The organism is Micromonospora sp. CPCC 206061 (assembly GCF_036906915.1).
Lineage (GTDB): Bacteria > Actinomycetota > Actinomycetes > Mycobacteriales > Micromonosporaceae > Phytohabitans.
On record NZ_JBAKHX010000073.1, the window covers coordinates 17,039 to 43,034 of the forward strand.

Annotated in this window: 24 protein-coding genes and 1 tRNA gene; 5 read left to right on the forward strand and 20 right to left on the reverse strand. The window is 71.1% G+C overall.

Annotated features, from left to right (window positions below; all coding sequences use genetic code 11):
• The first annotated feature begins 405 nt into the window (after window positions 1-405).
• Window positions 406-1,302, forward strand: coding sequence for an NAD(P)H-binding protein (locus V6V89_RS32695; protein WP_334623405.1), 897 nt, complete (start codon window positions 406-408; stop codon window positions 1,300-1,302).
• A 196-nt stretch (window positions 1,303-1,498) separates the two neighbouring features.
• On the opposite strand, the gene V6V89_RS32700 is transcribed toward V6V89_RS32695, so the two are convergent.
• The 5 genes from V6V89_RS32700 to cmk form a co-directional block, all read right to left on the reverse strand.
• The gene (locus tag V6V89_RS32700; RefSeq protein ID WP_334623406.1) at window positions 1,499-2,566 is read right to left on the reverse strand and encodes an integrase core domain-containing protein; all 1,068 of its coding nucleotides are present in this window, start codon (window positions 2,564-2,566) and stop codon (window positions 1,499-1,501) included.
• A gap of 51 nt (window positions 2,567-2,617) precedes the next feature.
• The gene (locus V6V89_RS32705) at window positions 2,618-2,740 is read right to left on the reverse strand and encodes a hypothetical protein (RefSeq protein WP_334623407.1); all 123 of its coding nucleotides are present in this window, start codon (window positions 2,738-2,740) and stop codon (window positions 2,618-2,620) included.
• Window positions 2,741-2,856: 116 nt separating this feature from the next.
• Window positions 2,857-2,930, reverse strand: a tRNA-Pro gene (locus V6V89_RS32710).
• A gap of 74 nt (window positions 2,931-3,004) precedes the next feature.
• A complete protein-coding gene (der, locus tag V6V89_RS32715) occupies window positions 3,005-4,387 on the reverse strand; it encodes a ribosome biogenesis GTPase Der (RefSeq protein WP_334623408.1) in 1,383 nt (460 codons plus the stop codon).
• Window positions 4,384-5,055 (reverse strand): (d)CMP kinase, encoded by a 672-nt coding sequence (gene cmk / locus V6V89_RS32720; protein ID WP_442935267.1) that lies wholly within the window; start codon window positions 5,053-5,055, stop codon window positions 4,384-4,386. The genes der and cmk overlap by 4 nt, the downstream gene beginning before the upstream one ends.
• A 97-nt stretch (window positions 5,056-5,152) precedes the next feature.
• Here cmk and V6V89_RS32725 point away from each other — a divergent pair, with 97 nt between their 5' ends.
• From V6V89_RS32725 to V6V89_RS32735, 3 genes are read left to right on the forward strand one after another with little or no spacing between them, the layout of a single operon-like run.
• A complete protein-coding gene (locus V6V89_RS32725; protein ID WP_334623410.1) occupies window positions 5,153-6,208 on the forward strand; it encodes a hypothetical protein in 1,056 nt (351 codons plus the stop codon).
• 4 nt (window positions 6,209-6,212) lie between these two features.
• The gene (locus tag V6V89_RS32730; protein WP_265248297.1) at window positions 6,213-6,548 is read left to right on the forward strand and encodes a tRNA-binding protein; all 336 of its coding nucleotides are present in this window, start codon (window positions 6,213-6,215) and stop codon (window positions 6,546-6,548) included.
• Entirely contained in the window at window positions 6,538-7,182 is a 645-nt protein-coding gene (locus V6V89_RS32735; RefSeq protein ID WP_334623411.1) for a class I SAM-dependent methyltransferase, read from the forward strand. The genes V6V89_RS32730 and V6V89_RS32735 overlap by 11 nt, the downstream gene beginning before the upstream one ends.
• 183 nt (window positions 7,183-7,365) lie before the next feature.
• Here the strand turns inward: V6V89_RS32735 and V6V89_RS32740 are convergent, their stop codons facing one another.
• From V6V89_RS32740 to ald, 7 genes are all read right to left on the reverse strand, one after another.
• Window positions 7,366-8,142: a pseudouridine synthase gene (locus V6V89_RS32740; RefSeq protein ID WP_334623412.1), complete on the reverse strand. Its 777-nt coding sequence runs from the start codon at window positions 8,140-8,142 to the stop codon at window positions 7,366-7,368.
• Window positions 8,132-9,208: an SMC-Scp complex subunit ScpB gene (gene scpB / locus V6V89_RS32745; RefSeq protein ID WP_334623413.1), complete on the reverse strand. Its 1,077-nt coding sequence runs from the start codon at window positions 9,206-9,208 to the stop codon at window positions 8,132-8,134. Before scpB ends, V6V89_RS32740 begins: the two co-directional genes overlap by 11 nt.
• Window positions 9,201-10,307, reverse strand: a complete 1,107-nt coding sequence (locus tag V6V89_RS32750; protein ID WP_334623414.1) for a segregation and condensation protein A — start codon at window positions 10,305-10,307, stop codon at window positions 9,201-9,203. Before V6V89_RS32750 ends, scpB begins: the two co-directional genes overlap by 8 nt.
• Entirely contained in the window at window positions 10,304-10,969 is a 666-nt protein-coding gene (locus V6V89_RS32755) for a hypothetical protein (protein ID WP_334623415.1), read from the reverse strand. Before V6V89_RS32755 ends, V6V89_RS32750 begins: the two co-directional genes overlap by 4 nt.
• 6 nt (window positions 10,970-10,975) lie before the next feature.
• Complete coding sequence (locus V6V89_RS32760; protein ID WP_281904552.1) at window positions 10,976-11,905, reverse strand: ParA family protein; 930 nt, start codon at window positions 11,903-11,905, stop codon at window positions 10,976-10,978.
• Between the two features lie 140 nt (window positions 11,906-12,045).
• The gene (locus tag V6V89_RS32765) at window positions 12,046-12,975 is read right to left on the reverse strand and encodes a site-specific tyrosine recombinase XerD (protein WP_334623427.1); all 930 of its coding nucleotides are present in this window, start codon (window positions 12,973-12,975) and stop codon (window positions 12,046-12,048) included.
• Window positions 12,976-13,023: 48 nt separating this feature from the next.
• The gene (ald, locus tag V6V89_RS32770) at window positions 13,024-14,151 is read right to left on the reverse strand and encodes an alanine dehydrogenase (protein WP_334623417.1); all 1,128 of its coding nucleotides are present in this window, start codon (window positions 14,149-14,151) and stop codon (window positions 13,024-13,026) included.
• Between the two features lie 224 nt (window positions 14,152-14,375).
• On the opposite strand from ald, the gene V6V89_RS32775 reads away from it, so the two are divergent.
• Window positions 14,376-14,636 (forward strand): TM2 domain-containing protein, encoded by a 261-nt coding sequence (locus V6V89_RS32775; RefSeq protein ID WP_334623418.1) that lies wholly within the window; start codon window positions 14,376-14,378, stop codon window positions 14,634-14,636.
• Between the two features lie 55 nt (window positions 14,637-14,691).
• Here the strand turns inward: V6V89_RS32775 and V6V89_RS32780 are convergent, their stop codons facing one another.
• From V6V89_RS32780 to steA, 8 genes are all read right to left on the reverse strand, one after another.
• Window positions 14,692-15,237 (reverse strand): NUDIX hydrolase, encoded by a 546-nt coding sequence (locus tag V6V89_RS32780; protein WP_334623428.1) that lies wholly within the window; start codon window positions 15,235-15,237, stop codon window positions 14,692-14,694.
• 71 nt (window positions 15,238-15,308) lie between these two features.
• Window positions 15,309-17,078, reverse strand: a complete 1,770-nt coding sequence (locus V6V89_RS32785) for a CTP synthase (protein ID WP_334623419.1) — start codon at window positions 17,076-17,078, stop codon at window positions 15,309-15,311.
• Window positions 17,079-17,681: 603 nt separating this feature from the next.
• On the reverse strand, window positions 17,682-20,126 hold the full coding sequence (locus V6V89_RS32790) for a hypothetical protein (RefSeq protein WP_334623420.1): 2,445 nt from the start codon (window positions 20,124-20,126) through the stop codon (window positions 17,682-17,684).
• Entirely contained in the window at window positions 20,123-21,223 is a 1,101-nt protein-coding gene (locus V6V89_RS32795) for a glycosyltransferase family 4 protein (RefSeq protein ID WP_334623421.1), read from the reverse strand. Before V6V89_RS32795 ends, V6V89_RS32790 begins: the two co-directional genes overlap by 4 nt.
• A complete protein-coding gene (gene murJ, locus V6V89_RS32800) occupies window positions 21,220-22,782 on the reverse strand; it encodes a murein biosynthesis integral membrane protein MurJ (protein WP_442935266.1) in 1,563 nt (520 codons plus the stop codon). The genes V6V89_RS32795 and murJ overlap by 4 nt, the downstream gene beginning before the upstream one ends.
• A 1-nt stretch (window position 22,783) precedes the next feature.
• Window positions 22,784-23,647 (reverse strand): hypothetical protein, encoded by an 864-nt coding sequence (locus V6V89_RS32805; RefSeq protein ID WP_334623423.1) that lies wholly within the window; start codon window positions 23,645-23,647, stop codon window positions 22,784-22,786.
• Window positions 23,644-24,585 (reverse strand): copper transporter, encoded by a 942-nt coding sequence (locus tag V6V89_RS32810; RefSeq protein ID WP_334623424.1) that lies wholly within the window; start codon window positions 24,583-24,585, stop codon window positions 23,644-23,646. The genes V6V89_RS32805 and V6V89_RS32810 overlap by 4 nt, the downstream gene beginning before the upstream one ends.
• Before the next feature lie 13 nt (window positions 24,586-24,598).
• Window positions 24,599-25,777, reverse strand: coding sequence for a putative cytokinetic ring protein SteA (gene steA, locus V6V89_RS32815; protein WP_334623425.1), 1,179 nt, complete (start codon window positions 25,775-25,777; stop codon window positions 24,599-24,601).
• Window positions 25,778-25,996: the final 219 nt, after the last annotated feature.

Consider the following 25,996-nt stretch of genomic DNA (forward strand, 5'->3'; position numbering starts at 1 on the left):
TGACAAGACCCGTTGAATCGTCGGTAGGCGCCGAGCCCGCCGCCTACCGGCCCAGGTCGCTACGACTCCACGGGACTGCACCGGCAGATCAAGATCCAGGCACCGTAAGCGACAGCCGGATCGGCTATCCCTTCCTCGGCGAACGACGGCGGGCGATACCTCAAAACCCGCAAGTACATTGAGAATCCCAGCAAAACCGTCTCACCCGAAATGTCATTAAGCAGCTCAGACATCCTTGCCCCGCCAGGATTTTTGAGACAGACAGACTCGCTCCAAGAACTGGAATCATTTTTGAGACGAACAGCAGCGATCATGTCTCAACAGAAACCGGTGTCTCGCTGATCAGCGCCCTTGCGCCACTGCCATGATCATTGAGATCGGACATCCTGGCACTAGTTTGGGACAGTGATCTCTCGCGATGCAGCCAAGGGTCTGGTCGTCGTCACGGGTGCGACTGGCGCCGTCGGCCGGTGCGTGGTGGCCGAACTGTTGCATGCCGGTTGTCGGGTCCGTGCGGTGTCACGGCGCACCGCAGCAGCGCAGCTTCCACCCGGGGCCGAGGTGGTAGCCGGTGACCTCGCCGCGCCGTCGACACTCCGCGCCGCGTTCGCCGGGGCGGCGCAACTGGTGCTCATCTCGCTACCTGACACCGTGCAAGAGGTGGTCGAGCACGCCCGGACAGCGGGGATCGACCACATCGTGGTCGCGTCCTCGGCAGCGGTGACCGCCGGCTACGACACCACCTACAACCTGCCCGTGGAGCAGGCCGTCATGGCGTCCGGTCTGGCCTGGACCATCGTACGCCCCGGCGAGTTCGCCAACAATGCCCTGCTGATCTGGGGCCCGTCGATCAGAGCGCACCGCCGGGTCGTCGAACCGTTCCCGGAGCAGGCCGGCAACCCGATCCACGAACGGGACATCGCCGACGTCATCGTCGCCGATCTGCTCGACCCTGAGCGCCGTGGCCGTATCGACACGATCGTCGGGCCTGCGACGCTCACCAAGCGCGAGCAGGTCGCAGCGATCGCGGCCGCGATCGGGCAGGAGATTGTCCTGGAGGAGGTCACCCCGGAACGGGCCAGTGCCTTCTACCGGCAGCAGGGCGGGTTCGCCGCGGCGAACGCCGACTTCCTGTTCGGGTTCGAGAGCTACGACGGCGTGGCGGGCGCCGTCGACGAACCCCACGACACCAGCGTCCATCCCGATGGCGCCTACGCCACGCTGGCCGAGGTACTCGGCCGTCCAGGCCGCTCGTTTGGCCAGTGGGCACGCGACCACGCATCCGACTTCATGGGATCGTGACAGCGGCATAGCGCCGGCGTACGCAGGGCTGGGCTTTCCGCAGACTTACTCCGGACAACTGGCCAACCGATCATCCGGACCTACTCTGCGGACCGCCGGTCCGTGTCTTGATCATCCGCAACCTTCAAGAGGACGCGACAATGGTTGTCATTCCGGAACAGGCGCCGAGGGTGTGGGGCTCGCAAATTGGGTCTTGCTACGCGGCCTGCATGTATTCGCTGATCAGTCCGCCGAGGATCGGGCGTCGTTGGACCCGTGCGGTGTCGAGGTTGACGGCGTGTCGTGATGGCGGGTTCGGTGGGCGTTGGCTGAGCGATCTGTGTGGTCGATGGTCGTTGTAGTGGGCGGTGTATTCGGTCAGCACGCTCGTCAGGTGCCGTTCGCCGGCGATGAGCATTCGGTCGGTGCACTCGCGTCGAACGCTGCCGACCCAGCGCTCCGCGTACGCGTTCGCCCGTGGGGCTTGCGGCGGCGTGCGGATCACCTCCACCCCCGCCGCGGTGAACACCGTGTCGAATTGCGCGGTGAACTTCGTGTCCCGATCCCGCACCAGAAACCGGAGTTTCTCCGCCCGGTCGCCGAGGTCCATGAGGAGATTCCGTGCCTGTTGGGTGACCCAGTCGCCGGTCGGGTGCGCGGTGACCCCGACGACGTGGACCCGGCGGGTGGCGAGCTCGAGGAAGAACAGGACGTAGATCCGCTGGAAGAACACGGTGTCGACGGTGAAGAAGTCGCAGGCCAGCATGGTGTGCGCCTGGGCGGTGAGGAACTGCTGCCAAGTCGGTCCGCTCCGTCGCGGTGCTGGGTCGACACCAGCATGGTGCAGGATCTTCCAGACGGTGCTGGACGCGATCTGGTAGCCCAGCCGAGCCAGTTCGCCCTGCACGCGGCGATGCCCCCAGGTCGAGTTCTCCGCGGCCAGCCGCAACACGAGGTCACGGATCTCCCGGTCCACTGGTGGTCGACCGGGTCGCGGATGTGGGTAGGTCCAATGTCGGGCGATCAACTGGCGGTGCCAGCGCAACAGCGTCGCCGGGGTGACGAAGAACGTCGACCAGCGTGGTCTGGGCAGCAGCCGCGACAGCGCCGCCAACAGCACCCGGTCCGCGGGCTGCAGTTCCGGACGGTGGACCTGCCGGCGCAGCACCGCCACCTGATGCCGCAACACGAGCAACTCAACGTCTTTCGCACCGCCATCACGGGCGAGGTGGGTGAGCAGCTGCAGAACCTGGCGCAGGACCAGGTAGATCAACGACGCTGACATGACCTCGATCGTTGTCGCTGCCGCCGGGTAGACCTCGCACAAAAGCGCACGTCACAGCCCCGAACTGAATTTACGAGCCCGACAGGCCCGCAGGGTCCGGTCCCAGTCCCGCAGGAACCCGGCCCAGACCGGTGAGAGATCGATGGTGAGCTTGGTGATGTCGAGCTTCGACATGGCAGAAACCTCGGCGAGTCAAGTGGTCCGACAGTGGCGTGCTAGACCAGGCATTCATGCCGAGCAATGAAATGAGGGCTCCCGCAAGTCGCTGACCTGCGGAAACCCTCGCGCTGTCGGGACGGCCGGATTCGAACCGACGACCCCTTGACCCCCAGTCAAGTGCGCTACCAAACTGCGCCACGTCCCGTCCACCACGGCCTCAACCGCAGCAGCCGATACAGCGTAGCGCAGCCCGTCCCAGACCACGCAAACGCCCCACCGCTAGCCGTGCGGCCTGCCCCGCCCTCCAGGCCCTTGCCGCTTGCGAGGCTTGACGGAGACCTCCACCGGGCTGCCTTCGAACCCGAACTCCTCCCGCAGCTTCCGCTCCACGAACCGCTGATATCCAGCGTCTAGCGGCGCGGTGGTGAACAGCACAAACCGCGGCGGCCGAGTCCCCGCCTGCGTGGCGAACAGGATGCGAGGCGCCCGCCCTCCACGCACCGGGTGTGGTGTCTCCTGCACGAGTGCGGTCAGCCACTGGTTGAGCTGCCCGGTTGGTACCCGCATTTCCCAGCTGTCCAGCGCGGTACGCAACGCCGGCGCTAGTTTGTCGACGGCCCGCCCGGTCATGGCGGAAATGTTGACCCGCAGCGCCCAAGGGATCCGCCGCAGTTCCCGGTCGACTTCCTTCGCCAACAAGTAACGGCGGTCGTCGTCGACCAGGTCCCACTTGTTGAAGGCGATCACCACTGCCCGGCCAGACTCGACGACCATGCCGATGATTCGCTGGTCCTGCTCGCTGATCGGCTCGCTGGCGTCGAACAGGACGACGGCGACCTCGGCGGCTTCGATGGCGCCGGCGGTGCGCAGGCTGGCGTAGTACTCGGTGCCGCTGGCCGTGCCGACGCGCCTGCGCAGGCCGGCGGTGTCGACCAGTTGCCAGGTTTCGCCGCCGATCGAAACGAGGCTGTCGACGGGGTCGACGGTGGTGCCGGCGACCGGGTCGACGACCGCGCGTTCTTCGCGGGCGAGGCGGTTGAGCAGGCTGGATTTGCCGACGTTGGGGCGGCCGACGAGGGCGACGCGGCGGGGGCCGCGCTCGGTGGGTTCGGCTATCGGCGGTGGTGCGGGCAGGGCGTCGAGGACGGCGTCGAGCAGGTCGCCGGAGCCTCGCCCGTGCAGGGCGGAGACCGGGTACGGCTGGCCGAGGCCCAGCGACCACAATGCGGCCGATTCGAGCTCGATGTTGTTGTTGTCGGCCTTGTTCGCCACCAGCAGCACGGGTTTGGCGCTGCGGCGCAGCATCTTGACGGCGGCTTCGTCGACGTCGGTGGCGCCGACCATGGCGTCGACGACGAACAGCACCACGTCGGCGGTGGCGACCGCGGATTCGGCCTGGGCGGCGATGGCGGCGGCGCGGTCGCGGGCGTCGGGCTCCCAGCCGCCGGTGTCGACGACGGTGAACTGCCGGCCGGACCAGTTGGCGTCGTACGGCACCCGGTCGCGGGTCACGCCGGGGGTGTCTTCGACGACGGCCTGGCGGCGGCCGATGATGCGGTTGACCAGGGTGGACTTGCCGACGTTGGGGCGGCCCACGACGGCGACGACCGGTATGTAGCCGGTCGGCTCGGTGGACTCGGCGATCTCGGAGGGCAGCGTCACGCCTGTACCCGCCCGTCGAGCAGCGTGTGTAGCCGGGACACGACCTCGTCGATGCCCAGGCCGGTGGTGTCGAGCACGACCGCGTCGTCGGCCTGCTGGAGCGGGTCGGTGGCCCGCGTCGAGTCGAGCTGGTCGCGGCGGTGCAGGTCGGCGGCGGTCGCGGCCACGTCGGAGGCGTTTTCCGCGCTGCGGCGGCGGGCCCGCGCGTCAGCGGAGGCGGTCAGGTACACCTTCAGGTCCGCGTCGGGCACGACGACGGTGCCGATGTCTCGGCCTTCGACGACGACGCGCCCCGCTTCGGCGATGAGCTTGCGCTGCTGGGCCACCAGCAGCTGGCGCACCCACGGCACCGCGGCGACCGCGGACACCGCGCTGGTCACCTCCTGGCCCCGGATGGGGCCGTCGACCGACGTGCCGTCGACGGTGATGTGCGGCGCGGTCGGGTCGGTGCCGATCTCAAGCTCGACCTCACCGGCGACCTTGGCCACCGCGTCGCCGTCGTGCGGGTCGACGCCGGATTGCAGCACCGCCCACGTCACCGCCCGGTACATCGCACCGGTGTCCAGGTATCGGGCGTCGAGCGCCGAGGCCAGCCGCCGCGAAACGGTGGACTTGCCCGAACCGGACGGGCCGTCGACAGCGACCACACAACGCCCGGAATCCACCATTTCCGTCACCACGCCTCCTCACGAACTACCTTGCCATCCTCAATCATGCCCGGTCGCGATTCCACCCTCACGGCCGACCTTGAGTAGGCTGCGTGCCATGTCGTCGCTCGCGCGTTTCCTGCGCTCGCGCCGGCGGCAGATCACGCTCGCCGTCCTGCTCGGCGTCGCCGGCACGATTTTGCTGGTCGCGGGCCATTGGGCGCCTGGCTACGCCCAGGAAATCATGGTCAACCTCGGTGCCAGCCTGGTGATGGTGGCGCTGTCATTTGTCGTGTTCGACCCGATATTCGAAGACATGCGGCGTAACGCCGTCGAGGAGCACCGCACCCTCAACCACGACCAGCTGGTGACGAACATCGCCGCCGCCAGGGTCGAGGTCGACATCCTGGAGACCTGGACGGGGCTGCTGGAAGACCGATACCGCGACCGGTTCCTCGACGCGGTCACCACCGCCGTGCGCGCCGGCGTCGAGGTGCGGGTGCTGCTGCTCGACCCGGAGTCCTCGGCCGCCGAGCAGCGCGCCGAGGAACTGCACCACACCCAGGTCCCACTGCTGATCATGGACAACCTGCGGCACCTGTACACGCTGCGCCGCCGGCTCGACCCGCTGGTCGCCCGGCAGCTACAGGTGCGCGTCTACGACGCCTCACCGTCGATCCAGCTGTACCGGTGGGACGACAAGTCGTTCATCTCGTTCTTCCCGGTCGGAGTCCGGGCGTACGACGCGCGGCAGATCGAGGCGTTCATGTCCAGCCCGCTGGGCGAGTTCGTGTCCAGCCGCTTCGAGGAACTGTGGGGCGACTCGACCACCCGCACGCTGGAAGAGTTCATGTCGCTGTCGCTGACGATCCGGCTCGGCACCGCCGACCTGGCCACCAGCCACGCCCATTTCGTGCGGCTCGACGGCGACTGCTTCGTCGACGGTTCGTCGCTGCTGGACCACCTCACCGACCACGGCGCCCGCCGGCTCAGCCTCGCCGTCGGCGGCCTGCGCGACGCCATCTTCGACATGGTCCGCCTCGACCAGCACGACCAGTCGCGGCGGGCAACCGTGGTGGCGCTGTTCGACGCCAAGTACGGCAGCGGGCACGACCACCGCGTCATCCTGCGGCTCGTGCCGCGCGCCGACGCTGGCCAGCCACTGGCACACTGAGATCGTGTTCATCGAATACGAAGACTTCACCAAGGTCGATATGCGCGCCGGACGCATCGTCAAGGTGGAAGAGTTCCCCCGGGCGCGCACCCCCAGCTACAAGGTGCTGGTCGACTTCGGCCCCGAGATCGGCGAACGGTGGTCCAGCATGCAGGCCGCCCGCGAGTACCGGCCGGAGGAACTTCTCGACACCCTCGTCGTCGGCGTGGTGAACCTGCCGGAGAAGAACATCGCCGGGTTCAAGTCGCAGGCGTTGATCCTCGGCGTGCCCGCCGAAGACGGGAGCCTGTCGCTGCTGCGGCCCAGCCGGGGCGCGCAGCTCGGCAGCCATGTCTACTAGCCTCGACCAGCTCTGGTCGCGGATCGTCACCAACCAGCCGGCCGCCGTGCGGGCCCACCTCGACGCCGAGCGGCGGCTGGTGTCCACAGTGGCCACCGGATACCGGTCGCTGGTGGAGGTCGGCTGCGCCGACGGCAGCCTGCTGCTGCCGGTCGCACGCCGCCTCGGCCTGGAATACCTCGGCGTCGACCTCGCCGCCGGCGCCGTCGAGGCCACCCGGGCGCTGGGAGCCGACGCGGTGCGGGCCGACGCCGTTGACCTGGCCACACTCCCCCTGCCCGCCGGGTCGCTGCTGATCGGATACCCGTTCAACGTCTTCGGCAACCTGCCCGACCCGCCGCGGGCGCTCACCGCAGCGGCCACCACCGGCGCCGACGCGCTGGTGCTGACCTACGACACGTCACCGGCCGCCACGACCCTGCGCACCGAGTACTACGCCGCGTGCGACCTTCCCGGCGAGCTGGCCACCGACGAAACGGGTGTGCACTTCACGTCGGGCACCTTCCGCTCCTCGGTGTACCACCGCGAGGTGGTGACCGCCTGGCTGACGGCCGCCGGCTACCGCACGGCGGTCACCCCGTACGGCCGCGCCGGCCTGGCCTACCACGCGACGGCGGCGCCGCACTCCCCATAGACGCCGCCGGCCCGTCGAAACAGCGCCAGCAGCGCGGGAGGCAGATTTTCGGATACGCGGACAGTGGCTGGCGCCTCGGCGTTGGTTGCCGTATCGGCGGGCCAGGTGCTCAGAAAGTCCCGCGGCGCACGGACCCGGTCGTGCGACACCGCCTCCACCGGCCGGCGGCGAGCCACAGCTCGGTCACGAAGGCGTGGGAGCTTCCTCGTCGACGGCGCGGAACAGGGCGGCGACCTCGGTCTGCGTCAGCCGGCGGGTGCGACCGACCTTGATGTTGCCCAGTGAGATCGGGCCGATCCTGGTGCGGATCAGCCGGGACACCGGGTGCCCCACCTCGTCGAGGAGCCGGCGCACGATGTGCTTGCGCCCCTCGTGCAGCGTGATCTCCACCTGCGCGGTCCGCCCGACGGTGTCGACCACCCGGAACGCGATCGCCTTCGCCGGGCCGTCCTCCAGCTCGACACCGGCCAGCAACTTGCGCCCCACGCCGCGCGGCACCGGCCCGGCGACCTCGGCCAGATACGTCTTGGGCACCTCGAAGGACGGGTGCGTCAGCCGGTGCGCGAGAGCGCCGTCGTTGGTGAGCAGCAGCAGTCCCTCGCTGTCGGCGTCGAGCCGCCCGACGTGATAGACCCGCTGCTCCAGCGTGCCGATGTAGTCGGCGATCGCCTCCCGGCCACGCTCGTCGGCCATGGTGGACACCACACCGCGGGGCTTGTTCATCGCCAGGTAGACCAGCCGGCTGTCGGTGACGACCCGCTCGCCGTTGACGTGGATGACAGCGGTCTTCGGGTCGACCTTGTCACCGAGGCTGGCCACCTTGCCGTCGACGGTCACCCGGCCGCGGGCGATCAGCTCCTCGCTGGCACGCCGGGACGCGACCCCGGCCGACGCGAGCACCTTCTGTAGCCGCTCACCGGTCGTCTGGTTCGCCCTCGCAGCTGGCCGTTTACTGGGCATCGGCGAACTCGTCCACGTCGTCGGGCAGGAACGGGGCCAGCGGCGGCAGCTCGTCGACCGCGTTGAGACCGAGCTTTTCCAGGAACAGCACCGTCGTACGGTACAGGTGCGCGCCGGTGTCCGGTTCGGTGCCGCACTCTTCGACCAGGCCGCGCGAGACCAGGGTGCGGATGACGCCGTCGCAGTTGACGCCGCGGATGGCGGAGATGCGCGATCGGGTGACGGGCTGCTTGTACGCGATCACGGCGAGGGTCTCCAGGGCGGCCTGGGTCAGCCGCACCGACTGCCCGTCGAGCACGAACCGCTCCACGTACGGCGCGTACGCCGGCCGGGTGTACAGCCGCCAGCCGCCAGCCGCGCGGCGCAGTTCGAACCCGTGCCCGGCGCTCGTGAAGTCCTCGGCGATCCGGGTGAGCGTCGCGGCGATTCGGTCGGTGGGCTGCTCCAGCACCTGCGCCAGCACGATCTCGCTCACCGGCTCGTCGACGACCAGCAGGATCGCCTCCAGCGCCCCCCGCAACTCGGCGTCGTCGATCAGCGCCAGCGCATGCTCCGGGGCCTTCTCCTTGGCACCGACCGCAGCAGCAGCAGCGGCCACGACCGCCGCCTCGGCCTCGATGGCGTCGGCCTCCGCCTCGGCCACCTGCCCGGCGACAGCCGCAGCGTCCGCAGCCGGGACCGGCACGGCGTCGCCGGCCTCCACCGCCTCCGGCGCGCCAGCGGCTTCCGCGACGGCGCCCATGTCGAAGGCGGACAGCGACTCGATGTCGTCGACCGGGTCGGCCTCCACGGCGGACCCGGCGTCCGCCGCCGCTTCCCGCGTGGCGTCGCTGGCCTGCTCCGCCTCCACCGCATCACCAGCCGGCGCGGCCTCCACCGCGGACCCGGCCTCCGCGGCCGATTCTCCTGTGGCGTCGCTCGCCTGCTCCGCCTCCGCCTCGGCTTCCGGCTCCGGCGGGGCGGGGTCGGTGGGGCGTTCGGAGGGCGGCACGTAGTCGGGGCGGTCCCAGGGCGGCACCCATCCGGCGGCCTGTTCGGCCAGGGACTCCGGCCGTTCGTCACTCATCCCGGCTGTCCTCGGCTTCCTCGTCCGGCAATGCTTCCGCGTCCGGCAACGCTTCCCCGTCCGGCAATGCTTCCCCGTCCGGCAATGCTTCCCCGTCCGGCAATGCTTCCCCGTCCGGCAATGCTTCCCCGTCCGGCAATGCTTCCCCGTCCGGCAATGCTTCCCCGTCCGGCAATGCTTCCCCGTCGGGCGTTGGTTCCTCCGCCGCCGCGTCCTGCACCGGCGACCCTGCGTACTCGTCGATGTCCAGGTCGGTGCCCGCGTCGTCGCCGCCGGTCCAGCGCACGGTCAATTCTCCCAGCGCCTGCACCTGCGCGAATCCGACCAGGCCTTCCCGGTACAGCTCCAGCAGCGCCAGGAAGCGCGCCACCACCTCAAGTGTCGACTGGCAGTCGGCGCACAGCACCCGGAAGGTGGCGGTGCCGGCCCGGCGCAGCCGGTCGCGCAGCAGGGCGGCGTGTTCGCGGACGCTGACGCGTACCTGGTGCACGTGGTCGATGGAGACGACTTTGACCGGTTTGGGGGTCATGGCCCTGATCGCGAGCTTCAGCAGCCGTTCGGGGCCGATGCCGAGAACCAGGTCGGGCAGGGCGTCGGCATAGCGGGGTTCGAGGGAGACCGAGCGCGGGTACCGCCGGGCGCCTTCGAATTCCAGGGCCGCGATGTGCGCCGCCGCCTCTTTGTACGCCTTGTACTGCAGCAGCCGCGCGAACAGCAGGTCGCGGGCCTCCAGCAGGGCGAGGTCGTCTTCGTCTTCGACCTGGGCGGTGGGTAGCAGCCGGGCGGCTTTGAGGTCAAGCAGGGTGGCCGCGATGATCAGGAACTCGCTGGCCTCGTCGAGGTCCCAATTGTCACCCATCGCCCGGATGTAGGCGATGAACTCGTCGGTGACCTGGTGCAGCGCCACCTCGGTGACGTCGAGCTTGTGCTTGCCGATGAGCTGGAGCAGCAGGTCGAACGGCCCGGTGAAGTTCGCCAACCGCACGGTGAACTTGCCGGTCTCGGCCGGTGCGACGTCCGAAGGCGCCGGGGCCGCGACGTCGGTAGGAGGCAGGACAGGCGGATCCACACCCTGACCGTATGACACGGCCGTGCTCATGCCCACATCCTCATCAGTGGCCCACCCACCAGGTCGAACAGCCAGTGCAGCAACGGCGCGCCGAACGGGAAGATCAGCAGTATCAGTAGCGCGACCACGCCCAGGTTGTTGTCGGCGAGCCAGTGCCGCGCCTTCAGCCCGCCCGCGGTGGGCCGGCGCATGCTCGCCCATAGCAGCCCGAACCCGTCCAGCGGCGGCAGCGGCACCAGCGCCAGCAGGCCGAAGCAGAGCAGGCCAACGGCGACTGACAGTAGCATCTGGGCCCCGGCGGTCGGCGCGATCGCTCCGCGCAGTACGTCGGACGGCTCGTTGATGAGCAGGGCGGCTGAGTAGTCCGGGTACACGAGCGTGAACGCCAGCAGCCCCAGTTCGCCGAGTACCAGACCGACGAGCGGGCCGACGGCGTACACGATCGCCTGCCGCCCGCGGCCTCGCGGCGGATCGTCGACGCCGTGTCCCCAGCCGGTGCCGCCGAGGGCGGCGGCGACGGCGCCGAACGGGTCGAGGTCGCGGCGCGGGTCCGGCAGCAGCGGCACCCGCCCAAAGAGGTGTCCCACCCACCGAAGCACGAGCCGGAGCATGACGGCGCGCACGGTGACCGCGAGCAGGAACGCGATGACGAGGCCGGCGAACGACGCCGGCTGACCGAGCGCGAAAAGCACCGCCGGTTACCGCTCGGACTGGGCGGCGATCACCTCGCGGGCCAGCTGCCGGTAATTGCGCGCACCGGAAGACGCGGGGTCGAGGGTGGTGATCGGTGCACCGGCCACTGTGGACTCGGGGAACTTGACCGTCTTGGTGATGACGGTCTGGTACACCTTGTCGCCGAACGCTTCGACGACCCGCTGCAACACCTGCCGGCAGTGTGTGGTGCGACTGTCGTACATGGTGGCGAGGATGCCCTCGAGCTCGAGGTCGAAGTTGAGCCGCTCGCGCACCTTGTCGATGGTGTCCAGCAGCAGCGCCACGCCGCGCAGGCTGAAGAACTCGCACTCCAGCGGGATCAGCACGCCGTGCGCGACGGTGAGCGCGTTGATGGCCAGCAGGCCGAGCGAGGGCTGGCAGTCGATGAGGATGTAGTCGTACTCCTTGCGCACGCTGCGTAGCACGCGCGCCAGGGCCATCTCGCGGGCGACCTCGTTGACGAGCTGGATCTCGGCGGCCGACAGGTCGATGTTGGCCGGCAGCAGGTGCAGGCCGGCGACGTCGGTCTTGATGAGGACGTCTTCGGCCATAACGTCGTCCTGCATCAGCAGGTTATAGACCGAGAGGTCCAGATTGTGCGGGTTGACGCCGAGCCCGACGGAGAGCGCGCCCTGGGGGTCGAAGTCGACGAGCAACACGCGCCGGCCGTACTCGGCGAGCGCCGCGCCCAGGTTGATCGTGCTGGTGGTCTTGCCGACGCCGCCCTTCTGATTGGCCAGGGCGATGATGCGGGCCGGACCGTGCCGGTCGGTGGGCATCGGCTCGGGGATGGGTCGCCGCATGGTGTACGCCGTGGGATCCGCGGGGCCGAGGTCGGCACCCAGGTCCATCGCGTGCTGTTCCGCGCGCAGGGTGGAGGTCCACGACTCGACCCTCTCACCGTTACCAGCCATGGCCTGCTGCGCCCCCTCCCGACGACCGCTCCGCGTCGGACCCGACCGGACCGCTGCTGCCGCCACACGGAGCCCGGGTCGTTGCCCGACTGTACGCTACGGTCCTGGTCTCGGCCCGGGCGACACTCCGACGGACGGCCTTAAGAGAGTGCCCGGGGATGCGCCGTCACATAGACCTCGCGCAGCCGCTCCACAGTAACCAACGTGTAGACCTGTGTCGTGGTCACGGACGCGTGACCCAGCAGCTCTTGCACCACCCGCACATCGGCCCCGCCATCAAGCAAATGCGTAGCGTACGAGTGACGCAACGTATGCGGCGACACGGCTCTGGGCCCATCTACCGGCAGGCCGGCACGCTGAGCCGCGCGGTGCAGGATCGTCCAGGCGCTCTGCCTCGACAGTGGACCGCCGCGCGCGTTGAGGAACACGACCGGTGTGCTCTTCTTGACAAGTTCCGGCCGGGCGCGCACCAGATAGGCGTCCAGCGCCTCGCAGGCGTAGCCGCCAACCGGTACCAGGCGGGTTTTTCCGCCCTTGCCGCGCAGCAGCGCGGTGCCCTCCTCGCGGTCCAGGTCGTCGATCGCGGCGCCGACCGCCTCGGAGATACGCGCCCCAGTGCCGTACAGGAACTCCAGCAGCGCCCGGTCGCGCAAGCCGAGCGCGTCGCCACCGTCGACGGCCGCGAGCAGTCGCTCCACCTCGGACACATCCAGGGCCTTGGGCAGCCGGCGCGGCGGCACCGGCGGGCGCACGTCGCGGCTGGCGTCGGCCTCGACCAGGCCCTCGCGCACCGCGAACCGGTGCAGGCCGCGGACCGCGCTGGCCGCCCGCGCCGCCGACGCAGCCGACAGCGGCTGATGCTCGGCGTCGCCGGCGCGCAGCGCGGCGACATGCGCTGTGATGTGCGCGGGCGCCACCGTCCGCAGGTCGGTGACGCCGTCCGCCGCCAGTGTCATCGTGTACCGGTCGAGGTCGCGCCGGTACGACGCGAGCGTGTTCGCCGACAGGCCACGTTCGACAGTCAAATGGTCCAGGTACGTAGAAACGGCCCGCTCTATACCCGTCGCTATGCTGTCACCTCTTCGTTCGCGACTGCGGGGCTCGGTCGCTGCGCTCCCTCACTGCTCGCGCTCACCGATTACCTCCTCCAGCGCCGTGCTGGCCATACCGTGCGCCTCGGCGACCGGGCCGTAGGTGACGTGCCCGTCGTGCGTGTTCAGGCCCTTGGCCAGCACGGAGTCGCGCCGCAGCGCCTCGCGCCAGCCGTGGTTGGCCAGTTCGAGAGCGTACGGGAGGGTGACGTTGGTCAACGCGTACGTGCTGGTGTGCGGCACCGCGCCGGGCATGTTGGCCACGCAGTAGAAGACCGAGTCGTGCACCTTGTACACCGGGTCGGCGTGCGTGGTCGGCCGCGAGTCCTCGAAGCAGCCACCCTGGTCGATGGAGATGTCGACGAGCACACTGCCGCGCTTCATGCGGGAGACCAGTTCGTTGGAGACCAGCGTCGGCGCCTTCGCGCCGGGCACCAGCACCGCGCCGATCACCATGTCGGCGTCGAGCACCGCGCGCTCCACCTCGTATGCGTTGGAGGCAACGGTCTGCAGGTGACCCTGGTAGATGGCGTCCGCCGAGCGCAGCTTGTTGATATTGCGGTCGAGCAGCAACACCTCGGCCTGCATGCCCAGCGCGATCGCGGCGGCGTTCATGCCGGACACGCCGGCACCGATGACGACCACCTTCGCCGCGTACACGCCGGAGACGCCGCCCATCAGCACGCCGCGGCCACCACCGGAGCGCATCAGGTGGTACGCGCCGACCTGCGGGGCGAGCCGGCCGGCCACCTCGGACATCGGCGCCAGCAGCGGCAGCGTCCGATCGGCGGCCTCCACCGTCTCGTACGCGATCCCGGTGACCCCGCGGTCCAGCAGCGCGTCGGTGCACGCCTTCGACGCGGCCAGGTGCAGGTAGGTGAACAGCACCTGCCCGGCGCGCATCCGATGATGCTCCTCGGCGATCGGCTCCTTCACCTTCAGCACCAAGTCGGCGGCGCCCCACACGTCGTCGGCGCTGGGCAGGATGTGCGCGCCCGCCACGGCGAACTCGGCGTCGGTGATCGAGGAGCCGAGACCGGCGCCGGACTCGACGTACACCTCGTGGCCGCCGCGTACGAACTCGTTGACGCCCGCGGGGGTGATCGCCACCCGGTACTCGTGGTTTTTGACCTCGCGCGGGATTCCAACCTTCACGTTGCCGACACCCCTTTCCCGGACGGCGCCGCGGCGGCCCCGTTGCCCCGCGATCACGCCCAGCGTCCGCGCCGGCAGCGTAGCTCCGGCCGACACCTTGGTCAGGCGGCACGATGACAGCCGGTAGGCGAGCCGGCTAACGAAGTGTCAACCTTATGCACAGTGTCTCACATCGTGGACACTGTGCCCGGCACCGCCTGGTCTGATCACTATGGTGGCGCCTCATGACCAATCCTCAGTACCAGCAGTACCCGCCGGGCGGCGTCTCGGACAAGAGCAAGCTCGTCGCGGGCCTTCTCGGCATCTTCCTCGGCGGCTTCGGCGTCGGCCGGTTCTACATGGGTGACACGAAGACCGGCGTGCTCCAGCTGGTCGTCACCATCGTCACCTGCGGCCTCGGCGGCATCTGGGGTTTCATCGACGGCATCCTGATCCTGGTCAACGGTGGCGTCGACGGCCAGGGCCGCCCGCTGCGCGACTCCTGACGGACCCGCCTTCCGGGGCCAAGGCACGATCGCGTGCCTTGGCCCCGGCGCGTCTTCAGCGCACCAGCGGGGTGTTCGCGGGGCGCAGCGTCGTCCAGTTGGCGTCTCGCGCGCGGGCGGCGGCGAGAACGCCGCCGACCGCCGCCGCGTTGGTGATCTGACCGGCGAAGACACGGGCCACGGCCTCGTCCAGGTCGTACCACGCGACCTCCAGACCGGCCTCCTCATCGTGCCGCTCGTGGCGCTCCCCATCGGGTACCGGTGACAGGTCGCGCGCCAGGAACAGCCGGATCACCTCGTTGGAGCAGCCCGGCGACGTGTGCAGGTCGATCAGCAGGTCGATCCGGCCCGCGTTCAGGTCTGCCTCCTCCGCCAGCTCGCGTAGCGCCGCCGCCGGCAGGTCCTCCCCGTCGACGTCCATCAGGCCGGCGGGCAGCTCCCACAGCCGCCGGCCCAGCGGGTGACGGTACTGGCGCACCAGCACCACCTGGTCACGCTCGTCGACCGCGACGACGCCGACCGCCCCGACGTGCCGCAGGTAGTCGCGCGCGGCCACCCCGCCGCCCGGCATGGTCACCTCGTCGGTCACGACCTCGAACATCGCGCCATTGAAGCGCTCATGCCGGGCGACGACCCCGTACTCGTGCGCTTGGTGTCCCTCAGACCCTTCACTCACGACGAGGTCGCCGCTTTGGCGGGCTTCGTGGCAGCCGAGCCGCGCGTGTTGCGCTGCTGCCGTGCCGCTGACGGCGCCTCCGCCGGCGGCACGATCTCCACCGGCAGCTGATCGGCCTGCGAGTACGTCACCGCGGCACCCACGAACGCGTGGAACAGCGGGTGCGGCCGGGTCGGCCGGCTCTTGAGCTCCGGATGCGCCTGGGTCGCCACGAAGAACGGGTGCAGCTCGGGGTCCAGCTCGATGAACTCCACCAGCCGGCCGTCCGGCGAGGTGCCCGAGATGCGCAGACCCGCACGGGTCAGCCCCTCGCGGTACGCGTTGTTGACCTCGTACCGGTGCCGGTGCCGCTCGCTGACCGCGTCCATGCCGTACGCCTTGGCGACCAGCGAACCGTCGGCCAGCTGCGCCGGGTACGCCCCCAACCGCATCGTGCCACCCAGGTCACCCTTGCCGGCCACGATGTCCTCCTGGTCGGCCATGGTGGCGATCACCGGGTGCGCGGCGCCCTCGTCGAACTCCGTCGAGTTGGCGCCCTCCAACCCGGCCAGGTGCCGGGCCACCTCGATCGTCATGCACTGCAGACCCAGGCACAGGCCGAGAATCGGGATGCCGTTCTCGCGGGCGTACCGGCTGGCCCCGATCTTGCCCTCGATGCCCCGCACGCCGAACCCGCCCGGTATGACGATGCCGTCGACCCCGGCCAGCGCGGCGGCGGCGCCGGAGGCGCTGACGCACTCGTCGCTGGGCACCCAGCGCAGCTCGACCCGCGCCCGGTGGCTGAACCCGGCGGCGCGGATCGCCTCACTCACCGACAGGTACGCGTCCGGCAGGTCCACGTACTTGCCGACCAGCGCGACGGTGATCGTGTGGTGCGGCCGGTGCACCCGCTCCAGCAGGTCGTCCCAGCTGGCCCAGTCCACGTCCCGGAACGACAGATTGAGCCGCCGCACCACGTACGCGTCCAGGCCCTCCCGGTGCAGCACCTTCGGGATGTCGTAGATGCTCGGCGCGTCCGGGGCGGCGATGACAGCCTCCCGGTCCACATCGCAGTACAGCGACAGCTTGTGCTTCAGCTTGTCTGGAATCTCCCGGTCTGACCGGCAGACGATCGCGTCCGGCTGGATACCGATGTTGCGCAACTGCGCCACCGAGTGCTGGGTCGGCTTGGTCTTCAGCTCCCCCGACGGCGCCAGGTACGGCACCAGCGACACATGCAGGTAGAAGCAGTTGTCGCGGCCGATCTCGTGGCGCACCTGCCGGATCGCCTCCAGGAACGGCAACGACTCGATGTCACCGACCGTGCCACCCACCTCGGTGATCACCACGTCGGGCGTGCGCCCGTCTTCGTCAGGCGAGGCCATCGCCCGGATGCGAGCCTTGATCTCGTTGGTGATGTGCGGGATCACCTGGACGGTGTCCCCCAGGTACTCACCGCGCCGTTCCTTGGCGATCACCGCCGAGTAGATCTGGCCGGTGGTGACGTTGGCGGCACCGGACAGATCCCGGTCCAGGAACCGCTCGTAGTGCCCGACGTCGAGATCCGTCTCCGCACCATCGTCGGTGACGAACACCTCACCGTGCTGGAACGGGTTCATCGTGCCGGGGTCGACATTCAGATAAGGGTCGAGCTTCTGCATCACGACCCGCAGGCCACGCGCTGTCAGAAGGTTGCCGAGGCTGGAGGCGGTGAGGCCCTTACCCAGCGAGGAGGCGACGCCCCCAGTGACGAAAATGTGCCTGGTCGTCCGTGCTGAAGGGGCCAACGTCTGCTCCCGTGGTCGTCCGTCTAGTGATGCCGACCGGCGGCCAAATGATCGCGCGATCCACGGGATTCCACAGTAACACCATCCCAGCCCAGCGCACGGAGACGCCCCCCACCGCCGCCCTGCGGGGCGGCGGTCGCGGGCCGGCCGCCCTCGCGCGGCCGCCGCACCCCTCTCCCGTTGATCAAGGGCAAATGCACGTGGTTCGATCTCTCTTCCGCGTGCGTTTGCCCTTGATCAACGCGGATCTCCTTGATCGACGGCCCGTGCTGGCCGGGCCGGCACACGCGGCGCCGGCTTCGCGCGGCGTGCGCCTCGGCCCGGCCAGCACGTGGCTGGCTTGCCCCACGCCAACTCGGCCGCAAGCCGCGGCCAGCGCGGTACGAAGGGCGCCGAAGGGGCGGGCCGTCCGGGCCGCACGCCGCCGCCGTCCTGACAGAGCGCCGCTACGCCCGCCGCAACGTCATCGATCAAGGAGAAGTCCGTCGATCAAGGGCAAATGCACGTGGAAAAGAGATCGAACCACGTGCATTTGCCCTTGATCGACGGTGCAGGAGGCGCGGGACGCGCGCACGGCGCGGGACGCGCGCACGGCGCGGGACGCTACGCGGCGGGCGTGGGCTCTGACGCCGTGGGGTCAGGCTTAGCCGGAGCGGGGTCCACCTTCGCGGTGAGCGCCGGATCCGCCGCAGCGGATGCCGCAGCAGGCCCAGGAGAAGGCACGGCGCGCTCCGGGGACGACGCCGCAGGTCCCGGAGACGACATCGCAGCCCCAGCAAACGGCGCGGCAGCCCCCGGAGGCGGCACGGCAGGCCCAGGAGAGGACGTCGCGGGTCCGGGGGATGGTGCGGCTGGGTCCGGGGATAGCGCGGCCGGTGCTCGAGGCGGCGTGGTGGGCGCGGCCGTGGGCGGCGGGGACGGGAGTTGGTCGGGGTCCAGCGGGGGAAGGGTGCGGTCCGACGCGTGGTCCAGTACACGCAGCGCGGCCAGTGCCGCCATCGGCACCGTCAACGCGGCCACCGCGCCAGCCACGTCCAGCCCGGACCCGCCCAGCACTCCCCCGATCATCGCCGCCGTCGTGATGCCCACCATCGCGGCCCGGATGGCCGGGTACAGGCCGAGGAGCCGCTTGAGCCCGCCCCACGGCCGCAGCAGCGCGAACCACACCAGCACCACGCCCACCACCGCCAGGATGGTCAGCGGGCTGTCGTCGAGCCCTCCCACGCTGGAGGCGGCGGCTCGTTGGACGGCGCGGCCGCCGGTGCCGTCGCCGAGGGCCGTGATGAAGCGCCCGAGGCGGTCGCGTTCGGCGTCGGGGCGAGACAGGTCGAACAACGCGAACCCGGCCGTCACCGCGACGCCAGCCAGGGTCGCCCAGGCCAGCCGGGCGAACGTCAGCCAACCGCCGGTGCTGATCGCCGCCGCGATGCACACGCCGGCGGTGAGCGCGATCGCCCCGACCGCGTCGGCGCCCAGGTACGGGCTGCCGACCAGCAGCACGCCGGCCCCGCCGACGATGCCGAACACCACCGGCCGCCACGCCCGGCGTACCCGCTGCGCCAGGCAGCCGGAGATCAGCAGGGTGCCGGCCAGGAACACGCCGAGCCCGACCCGGCCCAGCCCCGCGTACCGGCTGCCGGTCAGCGCCGAGTAGCCGGCGACGCCGTTGAGCTGGAGGCGGGCGCCGGTGAGCACGTCGGCGCCGACCACGATCGCGGCGACAGCCGCCACCATGGCGAGCGGGCCCAGCGTGGCCCGGTACCGGGGACTGAAACGCACCGCGGCGGTGCCCGCCGCCAGTACCGCCAGCGTGACCGCGGCGAACAGCAGGCCGGCGTGGTCGGAGCGCCACCACGGCACCGCGTCCGCGACCATTGCCGCCGGGATGGCCAGCGCGGCGGCGACCAGCAGCACCTCGACGGCGGCGACCAGCTTGCGCGGCGCCGGTGTGGGGCCGTGCGGGCCGACGTGGCCGCGGGCGCGGCGCAGCAGCGGTACGACCAGGATCGCGAGCAGCAGTTGCAGGACGGCGAGCAGGCCGAAGAACCAGGTGGCGACGTCGCGTTGGGCACCGGCTTCTCGGTCGGCGTCGGCGGGCTGGGTGACGGCGACGTCGAGTTCGGCGGGGCGGCCGGGCACGGTGCGGGCGGGCTGGCCGCCGAAGACCCGTTCGGGCGGTTCGCGGCCGAGCGCGGCCAGGGCGGTGGGTGCCAGGTCGACCAGTTGCAGGTACCCGTCACGGCCGGTGCTGGCTGAGGTGAGCCAGCCGCCCTCCCAGCCGGGGCCGTCGGCGATCGCGACGTGCAGGCGGTTGACGCGGTCGGTGTCGGACAGCCCGGCGACGATGACGAGGGAGTCGTTGGGACGGGCGGCGAGTACCGCGGCCAGCGCCGCGTCGGCCCGCCGCGCCTCCGCCTCCCGCATAGCGGCGTCCTGGGCGGCGACGGTGCCAAGATCGACGATGCCGAGCCGGCAGTCGGCGAACAGCTTCTGGGCCTGGGAGGCGTTGTCGGGCAGCCCCGGCTCGTAGCGGTCGACCCGCCCGAACGGCCGCGCGGCGGCGACGGCGGCGCCGGTGCCGATCGCGACCGTGCAGCGCACCGACTCAGCGAGCGCCCCGGGCACCGTCCCGTACGGCAACTGCTCCTGGTTGTACCGGACGACCTGCCGCACCTCGGGCAGGTACGCGCCGATGCCGTCGGGGCGTTCGACGGTGACGTCGCGGCGGGCGCAGATCGGCGGGGGCGTACGGGACGGGGTGCTGGTGATCCAGGCTGCGCGGTTGCCAGCACCGAGCGTGACCCAGCCGTCCAGCGGGCAGGTGGGCTGCTGCGCCGAGCGCACCGACAGCGAACCGATCGAGCCGCGTTCGGCCATCGCCCACAGCGTCGGCGTGACCCGCGGGTCGACGTCTTCCCAGCGCAGCCCGGCGACTCCCGCCACGATCACGTAGTCGACGGGCGCTGGACGCGGAGCGGGCGCCGCCGCGGCCGGGCCACCGCTCAACAAGACCAGCAGCAGCGCCACCGAACAGAACAAGAACCTCATCGCGGCTGGGCCGCCACGACCTCGGCGTACACCGCCTGCACGGCGGCGACGGTGTCGGCCTCGTTCGGCCAGGTGGCCGCCTGGACCGGTCCGCGCCGCGCGTACTCCGCCCGCAGCGCGGGGTCGGCGAGCAGCTCGCGCACGGCCGCGTCGACCGCGTCGACGTCGCCGGGCGGCACGAGCCGCGCCGCGTCCTTGACCAGCCCGGGCACCCCGCCGACAGCGGTGGCGACCAGCGGTACCCCAGCCTCCAGCGCCTCCTGCGCGAACAGCTGGCGTGCCTCCCAGTCGCTGGTGACGACCGCCAGGTCGGCGCCGGCGAGCAGGTCGGACACGTCGTTGCGGTGGCCGAGCAGGGTGACCGGTGCGCGGGCGGCGGAGATGCTCTGGGCCAGCGACATGTACGCGGGCCCGGTGCCGGCGATCACCACGAGCGGGGCGGGGCGCAGCTCGCGCCACCGGGCGGCGGCGTCGATGAGGATGTCGTACCGCTTCTGCGGGTGCAGCCGCCCGACGGACAGCACGAGGGGCCGCTCGGGCTCGACGGCGAACTCGGCACGCACCGCGGCGCGGCTGCGCCGGGGCGGCGGCAGTGCCGGCGCCGCGACCGGGCACAGCCGGGCGTCGCGGGCGCCGACGTCGGCGGCGCGGGACACCAGGTCGTCGGAGGCGCCGAGGGAGATCTGGGCGGTGCGGGCGACGACGCGTTCGACCAGGCGGGACGCGGCGCCGCGCAGCCCGGCTGCGAGCACCGCGTTGTGCCAGGTGACCACCAGCGGCGGCCGGGGCCGGCAGAGCGCGGCCACGAACCCGGCGCGCAGGCCGTGGGCGTGCACGACGTCGACGGTGCCGATGGCGCGGCGCAGGTCGCCGACGGCGCGCGCGTCGGTGAGGCGGGGGTTGGGCGGGATCTCCACGGCTTCGAACCGGGCACCCGCCTTCGCGAACCCGAACCGCTCGTCGGTGTCGGCGGGGCCGCACACGGTCACGGTGGCGCCGCCGGCCAGGAGTCCCCGGGTCAGCGACGACACGTGCTGCCCGACCCCGCCGGTGCTGGAAGCAAGGACCAAGGCGACATCACCAGTGAAGGCGCTCATGATCTCCTTCCCGCGTTACGCGCCGCTCTCATCATGGGCCGCACGTCGTGCCGGTCAAGCGGGTACGCGACACCGACGAAAACGGCGGCCACGACGGCTCCGGACAGCATGCCCTGAAGGACCGCGCCGCCGTCGGTCGGGGTACCGGTCGCCCGGGTGACCAGCCACCCCGCGGCCGCCGCGGCACCACCGGCCAGGACACCGACCAGCGCCGCCTGCGAAAGGCCCGCCAGCGCCGCCCGCCCGGCCCGCCGCACCAGTACCGCGACCAGCAGCGCACCCAGTACCACCATGCCAATGGAGTTACCCAGCGTGAGCGCGAGCACCCGCCGTTCGTCGGCGAGCCCGGCGGCCAGCCCGATCGCGGCGAGCACGGCGCACCCCCAGCCGGCGGCGGTGGCCGCTGCCGCCGGTCCGGGCTCGCCGCGCGCGTACAGCGCCCGGGTCAGCACCGCGAACATCCCGTACCCCAGCAAACCGGGCGCGAACCCGACGATGCCCTGCTCGGCGGCCGGCACCTCGAAGAACCGCGCCACCGGCCCGGCGACCGCGACCAGCGCGGCGGCACCCAGGCAGGACAGCAGCAGGATGCCGCGTGCGGCCGGAGCCAGGGTCTCGCGGTACCGCTCGCGGTCGTCGCGGGCGGCCGCCAGCGCCGGGTACGCCGCCGTGGCCAGCGGCACGGCGAGGACCGCCCACGGCAGCAGGTAGATCGTCTGCGCGAGGTTGTACTCGACGTACGTGCCGTCCGGCCCGCCGGACGAAAGCCGCAGCGCCACCAGTACCGCCACCTGCTGCGCACCGACCGTGACCGCGCCGGCGAGCGCCATGCCGCCGACGTCGCGGCGCGCCTGCGCCGGGAACCGGTAGGTCAGCCGCGGCCGCAACCCCAGCGCGCGCACCGGGATCACCAGGCACAGCGACAGCACGACGACACCCAGCGTGGTGCCCACGGCCAGGATCATCTCGCCTGCGAGGCCGACCCGCGCCACCCCCGCGCGCCGCCCCTCGACCGCACCGAACAGCAGGTACGCGCCGATCACCGTCACGCTCGACAGCAGCGGCGCGATCACCGGCCACGCGAACCGCCGGTGCGCCTGCAGCACCCCGGTCAGCACGATCCCGATGCCGTACAGCGGCAGCTGCGGCGCGAAGACCCGCAGCATCCTCTCCCCCGCCGCCAGCTGTTCCGGGCTACCGCCCGGATCCAGCAGCGTCACGACCGGTCCGGCCAGCAGCGCCACCAGCGCCGCGAGCGGCACGAGCAGGCTCACGGTCCAGGTCAACAGCGCCGACGTCGTGGCCGAGACCGCGGCCCGGTCACCCTGTTCGACACTGCCAGCCAGCAGTGGTACTACCAGACTGGCCAGCGCCCCACCGGCCACGATCTCGAAGATGATGTTGGGGACGGTGTTCGCCGCGAGATAGATGTCACCCAGGTCGGTGTTGCCGACCACCCAGGTGAACACGCCCGTACGCGCGAACCCGGCGAGCCGGCTCGCCACCGTCAGGACCGCGATCAGCGCAGCGGCACCGGCGATCCGGCCGGTGGCGGGCACGTCAGGGACGCCGGCCGAGCGCATCCAGTTCGCGCAGGCCGGGAGTGCTCTGGATGACCTGGGTGAAGGAGACCTTTTCGCTGGCGGCGGTCAGCGCGACCAGACCCGCCAGCACCGCCGCCCGCCCGGCCGGGCCGGTGCGCGCGGCGATCGCCACACCCAGCAGTGCCCCGTACGCGTTGGCGCCGCAGTCGCCGAGCATCGCCCGCTCACCAAGATCGTCGGGCAGCACGCCGGCCGCGGCACCGAGCGGGCCGGCGGCCAGCCCTCCGGCGCGCCCGGGCATCAGCGGCGCGCCGAGCAGGGCACCGGCCTTGATCGCCCGCCCGGGGCGCAGGTCGAAGAGGTTGAGCAGGTTGGCGGTACCCGCGATGACGCCCGCTCCGAGCAGCACGTCCGCGACGAGCCCCGTGCGGCTCGCGCGCCGCCGGCCGGGGTCGGCCGCGAGCAGCGCGGACGCCGCGAGGCCGGCGGCGCCCACGCCGGCGACCTTCACCAGGCCGCTCGTGACGCGCCCTTCGCGCAGCGCCGCCAGGTGGCCTTTGAGCCCCTTAGCGGCCTTCTGCTCCGGCCGGGCGCCGACAACATCGTCGTACAGGCCGACCGCGCCGGCGCCAAGGCCCGCGGTGAGCGCCGCCGCGGCAGCTGCCGGGGTCGGTGCCCCGGCGGCGGCACCGACCGACGCGCCCGCGGCCAGGGCCGGCCCGCCGGCGAGAGTGACCTCGCGGCCACGGAAGTTGGTGCGGCGCAGCAGCTCCGGCGACCCGGCGCGCCGCAGCACCGCCCGCCCGACCGCCGTACCCAGCGCAAAACTCAAAAGCCGCCTCGCGTTGCTGCCCGAGGATGAGCTCGCGGGCTCGCTCATCGAGTCTGCTTCGGCATCATCGAGGTGTTGCCGGCGCCGAGCCCGTACTGGCCGGCCTTGCCCTCGGTGAGCTGCTCGACCACGGCGAGGACCGTGACGACCTGGCCCTGCGTGGTGTTGCTGTTGTCGACTGTGGAGATCGTCTTGGACAGCGCGGGGTCACCCCGAACGCCGGCGACCAGGTTGCCGTCGGTGGCGCCGTTGCCGGCCACCACCAGCGGGCCCACCTTGTCGAACTGGTCCGCGACCGTCACCACGGCCTCGTCCTTCTTGACCGACTCGCTGTCGGTGTAGGGCTGCCCGGAGACGATCACGACAGCCTCGGCCGGACCGGTGACCTTGTCGTCCTCGACGCTGATGTACCCGGCCGACGAGTACGCGGCCAGCAGCGCCTTCAGGTCGGCGGCCGAGACCGGCACCCCGGCGGCCGGCCGGTCGAGCAGCGCCGTCGCCAGCAGCGCGCTGGAGGTCTCGATGCCGTCGCTGTTGGCCGGCAGGCCGGTGGTCGGGATGGTGGGCTGGGACGCCTGGTCGGCCAGGTCGAGCAGCTCCACGCTGTTGTCCGGGTTGACCAGCTTGTCCTGCACGTCCACCCGGCCGGTGATGGTCGCGCCGGCCATCTCCAGCATCTTCTTGACCCCGTCGACCTGATCCCGGCCGCTCGGCATCGTCAGCAGCAGGATGCGGCGGCCGGCCAGCTTGCCGGCCAGCATGTACGGGGCGCTCTCGGTGGCGAAGTCCTCTTCCCGGTTCGCCTCCTCCTGGAGGCTGCTGACCTGCTCGCGCAGCTGGCGGTTGTCCTTGCCGAGGGCGTTGACCCGATCCTTCAACGAGTCGGCGACCGGGCCGTTCAGCGCCGCGGTGCCCACCACCAGCCCGATCGCCAAAGCGAGGAACACGGCGGTCAGCGACACCACGTGGTACCGGAAATTGATCACACGTATCGCCCCGTCAGAAAAGCTGGCCGAGTTGGAAGACCAGATTGTCCCACCACTCCGAGACCACAGCGAGGTAGGCCTTGCCCACGGTGGACACTGCCACCGCCGATGTCATGGCAGCCACCGCCGACAGCACCAGCAGCAGCAGCGACGACCCGGAGATGCTCTGCCGGTACAGCCGGCTCACGCCCTTGGCGTCGACCAGCTTGCCGCCCACCTTGAGCCGGGTCAGGAACGTCGACGCCATGCCGCCGCGCCCCTTGTCCAGGAACTCCACCAGCGTCGCGTGCGTGCCCACCGCCACGATCAGCGAGGCGCCCTTCTCGTCGGCCAGCAGCATCGCCAGGTCTTCGCTGGTCGCCGCCGCCGGGAACGTGATCGCCGCCAGGCCAAGCTGCTGCACCCGAGCCAGGCCTGGCGCGCGCCCGTCCGGGTAGGCGTGCACGACCACCTCGGCACCGCAGCGCAGCACGTCGTCGGTGACCGAATCCATGTCACCGATGATCAAGTCGGGTGTGTAGCCGGCCTCGACCAGCGCGTCCGCGCCACCGTCGACGCCGATCAGCACCGGCTTGAACTCCCGGATGTACGGCCGCAGAACCTCCAGATCGGCCTTGTAGTCGTAGCCGCGCACCACGATCAGGCAATGCCGCCCGCCGATGTGCGTGTCGATGTCGGGCACCCCGACACCGTCGAGCAGCAGGTCACGCTCCTGCTTGAGGTATTCCATCGTGTTGGCGGCGAACGCCTCCAACTGCACCGACAGGCCCTCACGCGCGTCGGCCATCGCCTTGGCGACCGACTCGGCATCCTGCCGCACCCCGTGCGCTACCGGCTCCCCGCCGACGAAGACCTTGTCGCCCTCGACGCGGACGTTGTCGCCCTCGCGCAATGTCTGGAAGATACCCTCGCCCAGGTCGTCGACCAGCGGGATGCCAGCCTGGATCAACACCTCGGGGCCAAGGTTCGGATACCGCCCGGAGACGGACGGCTTCGCGTTCAGCACCGCGGAGACCCCGACCGCCACGAGCGAGTCGGCTGCGACCCGATCGAGGTCGACGTGGTCGATAACCGCGACGTCGCCCGGGCGCAACCGGCCCGCCAGACGCTTGGTCCGACGGTCGAGGCGCGCGGTGCCGGTTACAGTGCCCGGTTCTGCGCTCCGGGTCCGGCGCAAAGTGGGTAGACGCATCGTGACCATCGTGGCATGGCCGCCAAACTTTTTCCGACCACGACGCGCCTGACCTGGGGTTCAGCCAAATTCGATGTGACGCTAGTCACCCATCCGTGCCTCCACCCGATCACACACGGCCTCCCGCACCCCGCCGAGCACCCCCGCAACGCGGGCACCCCCCCCCCCCCCCCCCCCCCCCCCCCCCCCCCCCCCCCCCCCCCCCCCCCCCCCCCCCCC

What these genes read in the sequence shown, in the direction of transcription:
- V6V89_RS32700 (WP_334623406.1), bottom strand. Translation starts at nt 2,566, where the DNA reads ATGTCAGCGTCGTTGATCTACCTGGTCCTGCGCCAGGTTCTGCAGCTG.
- V6V89_RS32705 (WP_334623407.1), bottom strand. Translation starts at nt 2,740, where the DNA reads ATGTCGAAGCTCGACATCACCAAGCTCACCATCGATCTCTCACCGGTC.
- cmk (WP_442935267.1), bottom strand. Translation starts at nt 5,055, where the DNA reads ATGGTGGATTCCGGGCGTTGTGTGGTCGCTGTCGACGGCCCGTCCGGT.
- V6V89_RS32725 (WP_334623410.1), top strand. Translation starts at nt 5,153, where the DNA reads ATGTCGTCGCTCGCGCGTTTCCTGCGCTCGCGCCGGCGGCAGATCACG.
- V6V89_RS32735 (WP_334623411.1), top strand. Translation starts at nt 6,538, where the DNA reads ATGTCTACTAGCCTCGACCAGCTCTGGTCGCGGATCGTCACCAACCAG.
- V6V89_RS32740 (WP_334623412.1), bottom strand. Translation starts at nt 8,142, where the DNA reads ATGCCCAGTAAACGGCCAGCTGCGAGGGCGAACCAGACGACCGGTGAG.
- scpB (WP_334623413.1), bottom strand. Translation starts at nt 9,208, where the DNA reads ATGAGTGACGAACGGCCGGAGTCCCTGGCCGAACAGGCCGCCGGATGG.
- V6V89_RS32750 (WP_334623414.1), bottom strand. Translation starts at nt 10,307, where the DNA reads ATGAGCACGGCCGTGTCATACGGTCAGGGTGTGGATCCGCCTGTCCTG.
- V6V89_RS32760 (WP_281904552.1), bottom strand. Translation starts at nt 11,905, where the DNA reads ATGGCTGGTAACGGTGAGAGGGTCGAGTCGTGGACCTCCACCCTGCGC.
- V6V89_RS32775 (WP_334623418.1), top strand. Translation starts at nt 14,376, where the DNA reads ATGACCAATCCTCAGTACCAGCAGTACCCGCCGGGCGGCGTCTCGGAC.
- V6V89_RS32780 (WP_334623428.1), bottom strand. Translation starts at nt 15,237, where the DNA reads ATGTTCGAGGTCGTGACCGACGAGGTGACCATGCCGGGCGGCGGGGTG.
- V6V89_RS32790 (WP_334623420.1), bottom strand. Translation starts at nt 20,126, where the DNA reads ATGAGGTTCTTGTTCTGTTCGGTGGCGCTGCTGCTGGTCTTGTTGAGC.
- V6V89_RS32795 (WP_334623421.1), bottom strand. Translation starts at nt 21,223, where the DNA reads ATGAGCGCCTTCACTGGTGATGTCGCCTTGGTCCTTGCTTCCAGCACC.
- V6V89_RS32805 (WP_334623423.1), bottom strand. Translation starts at nt 23,647, where the DNA reads ATGAGCGAGCCCGCGAGCTCATCCTCGGGCAGCAACGCGAGGCGGCTT.
- steA (WP_334623425.1), bottom strand. Translation starts at nt 25,777, where the DNA reads ATGCGTCTACCCACTTTGCGCCGGACCCGGAGCGCAGAACCGGGCACT.